General features: G+C 41.4%; 11 protein-coding genes. 6 read left to right on the top strand and 5 right to left on the bottom strand.

All coding sequences use genetic code 11. The features are described from left to right. A partial coding sequence (locus H5200_RS14655; protein ID WP_404936381.1) for a VolA/Pla-1 family phospholipase occupies positions 1-1,494 on the bottom strand: 1,494 nt, incomplete at its 3' end. Positions 1,495-1,744: 250 nt separating this feature from the next. On the opposite strand from H5200_RS14655, the gene H5200_RS14650 reads away from it, so the two are divergent. Beyond that, entirely contained in the window at positions 1,745-2,491 is a 747-nt protein-coding gene (locus H5200_RS14650; protein WP_182734863.1) for a YciK family oxidoreductase, read from the top strand. Between the two features lie 221 nt (positions 2,492-2,712). Here the strand turns inward: H5200_RS14650 and rluB are convergent, their stop codons facing one another. The 3 genes from rluB to H5200_RS14635 all read right to left on the bottom strand — a co-directional run bounded on the left by rluB (position 2,713) and on the right by H5200_RS14635 (position 4,770). Next, complete coding sequence (rluB, locus tag H5200_RS14645) at positions 2,713-3,582, bottom strand: 23S rRNA pseudouridine(2605) synthase RluB (RefSeq protein WP_145233749.1); 870 nt, start codon at positions 3,580-3,582, stop codon at positions 2,713-2,715. After that, the gene (gene scpB, locus H5200_RS14640) at positions 3,579-4,169 is read right to left on the bottom strand and encodes an SMC-Scp complex subunit ScpB (RefSeq protein WP_149981032.1); all 591 of its coding nucleotides are present in this window, start codon (positions 4,167-4,169) and stop codon (positions 3,579-3,581) included. Before scpB ends, rluB begins: the two co-directional genes overlap by 4 nt. Positions 4,170-4,338: 169 nt before the next feature. Next, complete coding sequence (locus H5200_RS14635; protein ID WP_145233745.1) at positions 4,339-4,770, bottom strand: exonuclease III; 432 nt, start codon at positions 4,768-4,770, stop codon at positions 4,339-4,341. A gap of 247 nt (positions 4,771-5,017) precedes the next feature. Between H5200_RS14635 and xthA the strand changes: the two genes are divergently transcribed. From xthA to rlmA, 3 genes are read left to right on the top strand one after another with little or no spacing between them, the layout of a single operon-like run. Then, a complete protein-coding gene (gene xthA, locus H5200_RS14630) occupies positions 5,018-5,824 on the top strand; it encodes an exodeoxyribonuclease III (protein ID WP_182734793.1) in 807 nt (268 codons plus the stop codon). A 29-nt stretch (positions 5,825-5,853) separates the two neighbouring features. Continuing rightward, on the top strand, positions 5,854-6,501 hold the full coding sequence (locus tag H5200_RS14625; RefSeq protein ID WP_182717920.1) for an energy-coupling factor ABC transporter permease: 648 nt from the start codon (positions 5,854-5,856) through the stop codon (positions 6,499-6,501). After that, positions 6,498-7,310 (top strand): 23S rRNA (guanine(745)-N(1))-methyltransferase, encoded by an 813-nt coding sequence (rlmA, locus tag H5200_RS14620; protein WP_182739238.1) that lies wholly within the window; start codon positions 6,498-6,500, stop codon positions 7,308-7,310. The genes H5200_RS14625 and rlmA overlap by 4 nt, the downstream gene beginning before the upstream one ends. On the opposite strand, the gene yfbV is transcribed toward rlmA, so the two are convergent. Further along, positions 7,291-7,737 carry a terminus macrodomain insulation protein YfbV gene (yfbV, locus tag H5200_RS14615; RefSeq protein WP_182761728.1) on the bottom strand — a complete coding sequence of 149 codons (447 nt, stop codon included), beginning with the start codon at positions 7,735-7,737 and terminating at the stop codon, positions 7,291-7,293. The genes rlmA and yfbV overlap by 20 nt on opposite strands. A gap of 318 nt (positions 7,738-8,055) precedes the next feature. Between yfbV and H5200_RS14610 the strand changes: the two genes are divergently transcribed. Further along, entirely contained in the window at positions 8,056-9,267 is a 1,212-nt protein-coding gene (locus H5200_RS14610; RefSeq protein WP_182739237.1) for an acetate kinase, read from the top strand. 2 nt (positions 9,268-9,269) lie between these two features. Beyond that, complete coding sequence (gene pta / locus H5200_RS14605) at positions 9,270-11,420, top strand: phosphate acetyltransferase (RefSeq protein WP_182717895.1); 2,151 nt, start codon at positions 9,270-9,272, stop codon at positions 11,418-11,420. Positions 11,421-11,468: the final 48 nt, after the last annotated feature.

Genomic DNA, 11,468 nt, shown 5'->3' with positions numbered 1-11,468 from the left:
ACCATCGTCATCCACGTCAATGCCACGCTCACCATGCACAGGGTGATCTATGGCAACCGTTGCAAAACCTTGAATCGCTAAACTAGCCGTTAACGCCAGCATGTGCTCTTTTTTTGAAGTAATGCCATGTTGCATAATAACAACAGGCCAACCACCCGCTGGCATTTCAAGTGCCGGCATACCAGTTTGTGTCCTGATAGCGTTTATCACAGGCAGAATAGGTTTTGTTATCTGTACAGGCACTTCTTGCAGGCTTTGCATTTTAGGGAGCGGGTTATATTTCGTTAAGTGACGAGTAATGTCAATTTTTGGGTAATCGTGTAGCTTTCCTTCACTTAAACCTTGGCAGAGCTGCTCATATGGACCAATACCAAACATTGTTGGATCAATTTCATCTTCTTTTCCTGCGTCGCGCAGTGCTTGATCCGCTGCTTGCTGATTAAGTACGGCAACAGGGCTTGAACACATGCCTTGCCAGTATGTATCAGCCAACTTTGAAATTTCTTTCCCTTCTGGTTGAGATAAATACATAGCCAGTGTCACACTGCCTCTTTGGTACTGCACCCCATTAAATGCTGGTGACACATTAGTTATGTCAGGATCACTAAGAAGCACTTCAGCTACTGTCAGCATATCCTGCTCTGGTATTTGTACCTGTGGTTTTGGCAAAGCTGGATTTTGTAAGCTCGCTGCTAGCAATTTTTTAATAGTACCAAGCACTGGACCTACAGATTGAATGGTCATCGCTGCTGAATATATAATCTCATCTTTAGTGATCGTGCCGCCTGAAATAAGTACATTTTCATAGCTATTTACCACGCCCTGCAGCGCGAGTTGCGATTCAGTTACTAATGGGGCTTCCTGTTTTACTAATCCGTAGGTTGAAGATGGCTGGATTGAACGCCCTAATGAGTCTTTAAGCTCAGTCGTCAGCACATTAATATACGAGCTGCCAGCTTTAAACGGTTTTAATGGAATAATAGCAACCGCATTGCCACTTGCTTTAGTGATGAAATCAACGCCAAAGGTTAATTCACCTAATAATTTACATCCTGCTCCAGCGGGTACCGCTGCGCAATCTGCATCTGTTAAACTAGCGCCCATAACAACTTCAAAAATACGCACAGCTCCCGGCGCACCAGCCGAACTTTCATCAAGGCTCACATTCGCAGGAAAGGTAAGATCTACTTTATAGGGAACTTGGCTAGACCAGCCATCAAGTGCACCTAGTGCCAGTGACGGGTTAGCATAGGCGCTTCTTGGCACTGATGCACCATTAGCACTCAACTCACCGGGAATATTTATAGTGCCATCTTTTGTACCACTCATTAATAAATCATTTGGTACTGAAATAACCCCATTTGCGGGATCAAACTTCACTGTAGCTGATGGAATAACTGGTGGTGTATCATTTTTAACATCTTCTAACGTTTCACCGCCGCCGCAACCAGCTAGAGCAGCTGTAATTGCAAGTGAGAGTAGCATTTTTTTCATATTGTTTGCTCCGCACGTAATCTTTTTTTTATGTGTGTTGATAAATAAGTGTAGCTAATTTTGTTACTAATTCTTTTAAGTTTTCGCGTAATATTTAGTTAAAATAATGTAATTAGGTTATTAATAAGACATTAGACCAGTTAAAGTTAACGTAAAGTTTCAAATTTCGCCACCTTATTTTGCAATAAATTCGATAACTTGGTGTTTTGCTATGTTAAAATCAATCAAATTGATTTTTTGGACCTTTATTATGCAAACCTATAAAGCGGCTGATAATGCCCTACAAGACAAAGTGATCTTAGTAACTGGTGCAGGTGACGGCATTGGCCGAGTGGCTGCAATAACTTATGCCAAACATGGCGCAACGGTTATATTATTGGGTAAAACCACCAGCAAACTGGAAGCGGTATACGATGAAATCATTGCCGTTGGCGGGCCAAAACCTGCGATTGTACCGATGGATTTAAAAGGTGCAAGCAAACAAAACTTTCGTGATTTAGGCGCTACCATTGAACAGCAATTTGGTAAACTAGATGGCTTGCTCAATAATGCAGGAATAATTGGCTCACTGGGTCCACTTGAGCATTTTTGTTCATCAACGTTTGATAACATCATGAAAGTGAATGTTACCGCTCAAGCGATGATCACAAAATATATGTTTCCAGTTTTACGTAAATCTCCAAGTGCTTCAATTATTTTCACCTCTTCTGGGGTTGGTCGCCAAGGCCGTGAGTTTTGGGGCGCGTATGCCATTTCAAAATTTGCAGTTGAAGGAATGATGCAAACATGGGCATGTGAAGTAGGTAAAACGAATATCCGGATAAATTGTATTAATCCCGGCGCCACCCACACAGCTATGCGTGCCAGTGTCTATCCAGGCGAAGATCGCGATAAACTAGCCTGCCCTGAAGACTTAATGCCAACTTATTTATACTTAATGAGTGATGATTCAAAAGACGTCAATGGTCAATCATTAGACGCGCAAACAAAAAAATAATACCAGTCGTGTTAAGTTACTGACCATTTATAGCGACAGATAAATACAGTGATAACAAGGCAGGAATTTTGACATGTATTGCTCTACATAAAAAATCCCTAACGCAATTAGCACTTTATTTAGCCTGCTAGAATGGTTAAATATTTAAGTCGATTGGTATAAACCAAGTACTAAACATAAAAAAGCCGCTAATTAGCGGCTTTTTTAATGCAAGGCAGATATTAACGGCGTTTAGTTTGTTTAACGCGATTATTATGTTTTTTGACTGCTTTACGAATTTGATTAATTTTAGCGCGTTTATCTTTGCGTTTTTCAGGCATAACAGATAATTTTGTTTGCGTTTCACGGCCAAGCTTAACTGTTTTACGTAAGTAATTTACAGTCTCTAAATCTAGCTCAGCCCAACCACCTTGTGGTAGACGTTTATCGAGCTCTAACTTACCATAACGAATACGAATAAGACGAGAAACCTCAACGTCTTGAGACTGCCATAAACGACGAACTTCACGGTTACGCCCTTCTGTCAGCGTTACATTATACCAGCGGTTAATACCTTCGCCGCCCAGTGGTTTAATAGTAAGAAATTTTGCCATACCATCTTCAAGCTCAACCCCTTTGGTTAAATTTTTGATAGTTTCTGCTGTTACTTCACCAAATACACGTGCTGAATATTCACGCTCTACTTCGTAACTTGGGTGCATTAAGCGGTTAGCAAGCTCACCATCATTGGTGAACAACATTAAACCTGCGGTATTTATATCTAAACGACCAACAGCAATCCAACGTTCACCATCAACGCGCGGCAGGCGGTCAAATACTGTTCTACGTCCTTCAGGATCTTTACGTGTACATAACTCACCTTCAGGTTTGTTATACATAACAACGCGACAGATACGTTCAGCTTTTTCTTCAATTTTTACCGTATGGCCATCAACACGGATCTGGTCGGTTTCTTCAACACGATCACCCAGCTTTGCTACTTTACCATTAACACTGACACGATTTGCATCAATGTATTTTTCCATCTCACGTCGCGAACCTACGCCCGCTCTTGCTAAGACTTTTTGTAACTTTTCACCTTGTATACTCATTCGGATAGTTCTCTCACAGAAGGATCACTCAATAACTGGTCAATTTTACTTTGCTGCTGTTTTGGCAGTGGCGGTAAGTTATCTAAACCTGTTAACGAAAAATAATCTAAAAATTGTTTGGTTGTGGCATATAAAGCGGGCCTACCTGGCACCTCTTTATGACCAACAACATGTATCCACTCACGCTCGAGCAGACTTTTAATAATAGTTGAGCCTACGGTCACTCCACGTACTTGCTCTATCTCGCCCCGAGTTATCGGCTGACGATAAGCAATAAGCGAAAGAGTTTCTAATAGTGCACGGGAATATTTAGGCGCCCGTTCTTGCCAAAGGTTATTTAACCAAGGGGCTAAGCTGGCACACGCCTGAAATCTAAATCCACTACCGACTTCAACTAAGCGAATACCACGGGTTTGATAATGAATTTGGATCTGTTCAATCGCGAGGTTAATACGTGTCATAGACACACTTAACTCAGTTAATACGGTGTCTTTTAAATGCCGTTTACTGACTGGTTTTCCCGCAACAAAAATCGCCGCTTCAATGATCTCAACAAGCTGCTCATCACTGATTCGTTTCGTAGCCATTTTCGTAGCAGATTTTGTCACCATAGGCACCAAGACGTTGCGGTATATTCAGCGCGCTATTATGCCAGATCAATGCAAAGGTTGGAAAAGTTATTCTATAAAAATGTAAAATAGCAGCGATTAAAGCGCTGCTATTTTAGATAAACGAGCTAGTGCGTTACATTTTTAATCAAATTGTCGCACCTTGATATCGTTTCACAAACTCAGTAACCACTTCACCATTACAGATCAATGAGTTTAAGTTTGCTATTTTTTCTTTCACTGGAGCCAAACCTTGCTTCAAGGCAGTAATACATAGCTGTGTTTCTGCCTGTGAGTTTTTAGCAAACACTTCAATTACTTTTTCTTGGCGAACTTTATCATCCACTTTTTTTGCAATATCACGAATATCATCACCATTACACAAAATACTTTTTGAATAACGTGATAAATACACCCCGTGCTGGGCTGCAACTTTGCGTGCTGCAGTAAATCCTTCGTTAGCACTGATTGAGCATAATTTAGATTCAATTTTATGATCAGCATTATAATAATGTGCTGCACTGGCAGTCTCAGAGAAAGCAGTCGCTGCGACGAATAATGCTAATAATTGTAGTTTCATGATTTACCTTTAAGTGGAGTTATATTGTGAGCAATTTTTGCGCATTATATAGACCGAAGTTTACAAATCAACCGAATTATTTATTTAATTTTTTATTTAAAAAAGCGTTAACAATGTTTAATCAAAATTCATACTTTGTTCAACAATTGAGCGGCTTATTATTATAAATAAGCGCATGTACCATACGCTAATTGATGGTAGAATTTGCCATAATCTGCAAAAGATAACTCTAATTAAAGGTCAAGCCATGAAAGTAATTTCATTTAACATTAACGGGCTGAGAGCTCGTCTGCACCAATTACAAGCAATCATAGATAAACATCAGCCTGATATAATCGGCTTACAAGAAATAAAAGTACATGATGAAGCTTTCCCACTCGAAGATGTTCAAAATATGGGTTACCACGTTTATTTTCATGGTCAAAAAGCACATTATGGCGTAGCTATGTTATGCAAAACTGAACCTAAGTCTGTGGTTAAAGGATTCGCAACCGATACTGATGAATCACAAAAGCGCATGATCAGCGTCACTGTTAGCCAAGAAAATGGCCGTGATCTAACCGTAATGAATGGCTATTTTCCACAAGGCGATAACATTACTCATGAAACAAAATTTCCGTATAAGCGACAGTTCTACCGTGATCTAATGACTCACTTACAAAGCCACCACAGTAACGACGAGGATGTCATTGTCATGGGCGACATCAATATTTCTCCTACTGATCTTGATATTGGCATTGGTGAGGTTAATCGCAAGCGTTGGTTAAAAACTGGCAAATGTTCATTCCAGCCTGAAGAACGTCAATGGCTTGCAACCTTGCTAGATTGGGGCTTTACAGACACCTTCCGTGAACTTCACCCAGACACAAGCGAACAGTACTCTTGGTTTGATTATCGCTCTCGAGGCTTTGATGATAATCGTGGTCTACGCATTGACGTTATCCTAGCGACTCCAACTTTGGCTGCTCGTTGTATTGAAGCGGGAATTGACTATGAATTACGTGGTATTGAAAAGCCATCAGATCATGCGCCAATATGGTCAACCTTTAGTTAACGCTAATGGATAAGCTAACGACAATCCCGATAATAAGCATTGAACTTCAGGCAATTGCTTGGCTTGTTATCGGCAGTGTTTTTTGGTCGAGTGTCAATAAATCACACTACCAACATTTAATAACCACGCCAGCCCGTCAAACAGGCCTATTTGTCTGTGCGTTAGCATTTGCCTTATTGTGGCGAATTAAAGCCGGCATATTACCCGGTCTTGAACTGCATATTTTAGGTGTAACTGCCATAACGCTTATTTTAGGCTGGCGCTTTGCATTATTGAGCGCCACCCTAGCAAGTCTGCTATTAACGGCTTTCAACCAAATAAGCATTGCGCAATTACCTATCCACTTATTGTTAACCGCTTACTTACCCATTTTAGTCAGTTATGGGGTATTTATACTGTGTTATAACCTATTACCACGGCATTTTTTCATTTACATTTTTGTATGTACTTTTATTTGCGCCGCTTTCATCGCCTGCTTTAAGATTATCACCATTAGCTTATTTTATTATTTAACCGGCAATTACAATTGGTTTGAATTAAGTGAAAACTATCTCTATTTATGTGTCATTATTTGCTTTCCTGAAGCGATGTTAAACGGCATGGCCATTACCCTATTGATCACCTATCGCCCACATTGGGTAAAAACATTTTATGATAAGGATTACCTAGATCCATGAGTCTCGATTACCAATGCCCGCTCTGCCAACAATCGCTTGAGTTACATGCCAAAGTGCTAAAATGTATTAACAACCATAGCTTTGATACTGCAAAAGAAGGCTATGTGAATTTATTACCTGTGCAACAAAAGAACTCTAAGCAACCTGGCGATAATCTTGACATGGTACAAGCAAGGCGTGCTTTTTTAACCACTGGGCACTACCAGTTTTTACAACATGCCGTTGCACAGCGAGTTGCTCTGCAAGCACCACAACAGGTAATTGATTTAGGGTGCGGGGAAGGTTTTTATACTCATGCGATTGCCAATGCATGTACTGCACACGTTTATGGCGTCGATATATCAAAATCAGCGGTTAAATATGCTGCAAAGCGATACAGTAATTGTAATTTTAGCGTTGCATCAATCAGCCAAGCTCCATTTAATGATGGCTCAGCAGATGTATTAGTGAGTATTTTTGCCCCATTATTTGATGCTGAATTGGCTCGATTAGCAAAACCAGACGCTATATTGGTAGTTGCAAGCCCTGGCCCTTGGCATTTAAAAGAACTCAAGCACTATATTTACCGAGACGTCAATGCGCATACACCGATTGCTGCGCCTGTAGGGTTTGAGCTTATAGAGCAAACATTATTAGAACAACAGATAAGCTTGCCATTTAAAGATGTGAAGAACTTGATCACCATGACTCCCTTTGCTTGGAAGTTTCGTCCTGAACATTGGCAACAACTAGAACAACAAGGTGAGCAAGTCGTCACCCTGTCATTTTATGTTAGTCAATTTAAACGTGTTACAGATTCTCTCGGGTAAACGCGCGGTCCATTTTATCAAACATATCATTGAGTAAATGGGCCAACTCTGCATAACGTGGTTTATCTTTAGGGACATGCCCTTGGTAGCCATTGGCTACCATTTTTGTATGAAGCTCTTTATACCAATACTCCATCGCAGGCTCAAGTACAGTATCTGCACGCTTGCCTAACCACAGCAATCCCTGTAGCGGTAGAGATAAAAAAAACAACGCGATAGCGACTGCTTGAGGTAAAAAACTGCTGCCTAAATAATTAATTTGCATAAATAAAGTGAGCATTGCCAAAATCGGCATTACTGTAATTGCCAGCTCGGTGGCTTTGATCACTCTAAACTCCGTGAATAGAGGCGCTAATTCTTTACGCATAGGCCATTTTTTTGCATATTCACGACCAGTTTGGACTTGTGACATCACACTTTTTTGCATCATGACTCCTAGGTGTCGCTGGTATATTTATTAATGTTACCGCAATGAGTGTATCATATTCACGGTAACATTCCTGTGTAAAATCCCTTCCACCTTTTTCGTCCAAAACGTGTTTTTGATCATGGTTTAAACTTACCTTAAAACAATTAATGAGTTAAAATAAGCGCACGTTAAGTCAACTAGACTTTAGTATAGTCATTACAGATATCCATAGCAATTTATCGACCAATGACTCTTTTACTTTAATCACTATGCTCGAGTACTTGGTTATATAACAACTAAGCTTAATGCGCAATTGTCAAAAAATGGGATCCTGTTATGTCTTCGCAATCATCACCTCAACATGTTCTTGTACTGAACTGTGGAAGTTCGAGTTTAAAATTCGCTATTTTAGATGCCACCACATCTGAAGAAATCATTTCAGGTCTTGCTGAACGCCTAGGCTCATCGTCGCCATCTGTGAAATACAAGTACCTTGGCAAAAAACAACTGATTGAACTTGCGCCTAATCAAGCTCACAGTGCAGCAATCGATACCTTAGTTAGCCTTATCAACGAACACCATTTAGCTGAAAACCTTATTGCAGTAGGTCATCGCGTGGTTCACGGCGGCGAGCACTTTACTAAATCGGTACTGATTGACGACGATGTAATTAAAGGAATCACTCAAGCCGCTACGCTTGCGCCATTACATGGGCACGCTAATTTATTAGGCATTGCTGCGGCGCAAGCATCATTCAAGGGACTACCGCAAGTAGCAGTGTTTGATACCGCGTTTCATCAAACCATGGGCAATGTTGCCTATTTATATGCCCTCCCTTATAAACTTTATACTGATTATGGTGTTAGACGTTACGGCTTTCATGGTACCAGCCATTATTATGTTTCAGGTCAAACAGCAGTCCTTTTAAACCAGCCTATTGAGCAAAGTAATTTTATCAGCGCTCACTTAGGTAATGGCTGCTCTGTGTGTGCTATTAAAAATGGCAAAAGTGTTGATACCAGCATGGGCTTAACTCCACTAGAAGGCTTAATGATGGGCACCCGCAGCGGAGATATTGATCCTGGTTTATTTAACTTTTTAACCACCCAACTTAACTACGATGCACAACAAATTGATGACTTATTAAACCAACAAAGTGGCTTACTGGGTATCAGTGAACTTTCTAATGACTGTCGTACAATAGAAGAAGCTGCTGTTGCCGGAAATGAAAAAGCCATTTTAGCATTGGAGATGTTTTGTTATCGTTTAGCAAAACAAATAGCCGCATTTATGGTGCCATTGCAACGCCTTGATGCGTTAATTTTTACCGGTGGTATTGGGGAAAACTCCGATATTATTCGTGATAAAGTAATAACACAGCTGAGCTATCTTGGCCTTGATTGCGACAGTGCAGCTAACCTTGCAGCCCGATTTGGCACACAAGGTGTTATCAGCAGTAATAATGCAAAAACAAAAGCAGTAGTAATGCCAACAAATGAAGAGTGGATCATTGCTCTTGATGCCGCCTCAATTGCACAGGAGTTATAATTATGGCACGTCGAATTATGCTAGTACCTATCTCTACTGGGGTTGGTTTAACATCGGTCTCAGTCGGGTTAGTGCGTGCATTAGAACAAAAAGCGGTCAAAGTTAATTTTTTCAAGCCCATAGCCCAGCCTCGCTCAGGTGAAACGGGCCCTGAAAAATCAACACAAATTGTCACCCAAGGTTCGCCTATTACACCACCTACTCCCTTTGCACTAAATTATGCAGAGCAAATGATCGGGGATGGTAAAGGTGATGATTTACTTGAAGAAATTGTTGAGCGCTTTGAAAATGCCATAGGCAACGATGTGGTCGCAATTATCGAAGGTATGGTCCCTACTCGCCGCCAACCTTATGCAGGTAGAGTAAACCGCGAAATAGCACAAACTCTCGGCGCTGACATTGTGTTTGTGCTCACTCCTGGTAATGACAGTAACGATCAAATTGAAGACCGCCTAGAAATTGCAGCCGGGTATTATGGCAGTGTTGACCATGCCCGCGTATTAGGCTGTATTTTTAATAAAGTAAATGCACCACTGGATGATGAAGGCAGAGCACGCGCCGATCTCGTGGAAGCACATAAACCCGACGAGCTTGACAATGAGCTCAATCGCTTAGCATCTTTACCTATTTTTAGAAAACATCCGTTTATGTTACTTGGCTCGATCCCATGGGATTTTGAGCTGGTTGCGCCGCGCGTTAAAGATTTATGTTCGTATTTAAAAGCTGACGTGATCAACGAAGGTGATATGGCTCATCGTCGTCTTCGCCGCGTAACATTTTGTGCCAGAACAGTGTCAAATATCTTAAATCATTTCACCCCAGGCGCACTGCTGGTGACCCCAGGCGATCGTTCAGATGTGTTAGTTGCGGCCTGTTTATCAGCCATGAATGGCACTAAATTAGGAGCTATCTTATTAACTGGTGGTTTTAAACCTGAGCCACGGATCATGACCTTGTGCGAACAAGCGATGGCCACCGGCCTGCCAATCCTCAGTACAGATGCTGACACCTGGCGTACTTCATTGCTACTGCATAACTTTAATATGGAAGTACCGTGCGATGACGTACAACGAATTGATAAAGTAAAGCATCATAATGCCAGCCATATTGATTCTGACTGGTTAGATACGCTTGCTAAAAGTGTCGGCAAAACTCGTAAAATGTCACCTCCAGCATTTCGTTATTTACTCACGGATAAAGCCCGCCAAGCGGCAAAAACTATAGTGTTACCTGAAGGCAATGAGCCTCGCACAATAAAAGCCGCCGCTATTTGCGGTCAACGTGGTATTGCGAAGACCATTCTATTGGGCGATCGAGAAGAAATTGAACGTATCGCTATACAACAAGGTGTTGAGCTAAACGAAAATGTAACCATTATCGAACCTCATGATGTGATCAACGACTATGTTGCGCCTATGGTTGAAATTCGTAAAAGCAAAGGCCTGACTGAAGTGGTTGCCCTTGAACAGCTCCAAGACAACGTTGTGCTTGGCACTATGATGTTAGAGCGTGGTCAAGTTGATGGTCTGGTTTCGGGTGCAGTAAATACAACTGCCAACACCATTCGTCCGCCGCTGCAATTAATAAAAACCGCACCAGGGTCATCATTAGTCTCGTCGGTGTTTTTTATGTTGCTGCCTGATCAAGTACTGGTATACGGAGATTGTGCTATTAATCCTGATCCAACCGCTGAGCAATTAGCCGATATTGCCATTCAATCCGCAGACTCAGCCGCCGCATTTGGTATTGAGCCACGAGTAGCGATGATAAGCTACAGCACCGGCACATCAGGCACTGGGGCTGATGTAGAAAAAGTCCGTCTGGCAACAAAGTTAGCGCAACAAAAGCGCCCTGATCTGATCATCGATGGTCCATTACAATATGATGCAGCGATTATGGAAAATGTCGCACTTAAAAAAGCACCAAATAGTCCAGTGGCTGGTAAAGCGACGGTGTTTATATTTCCAGACTTAAATACCGGGAATACCACTTATAAAGCGGTGCAACGAAGTGCTGATTTGATAAGTATCGGCCCAATGTTGCAAGGTATGCGCAAACCCGTCAATGACTTAAGCCGCGGTGCTTTGGTTGATGATATTGTCTATACCATTGCGCTTACTGCCATTCAAGCGGCACAAGCCGAAAATATTTAATACCATGGGTAAAGTGATTGCGTGGTGATCACTTTACCCTGAGCATTT

It is taken from the genome of Pseudoalteromonas sp. SG43-7 (assembly GCF_014164295.1).
Classification (GTDB): Bacteria; Pseudomonadota; Gammaproteobacteria; order Enterobacterales; family Alteromonadaceae; genus Pseudoalteromonas; species Pseudoalteromonas rhizosphaerae.
This window is presented reverse-complemented; position numbering and strand designations above follow the sequence as displayed.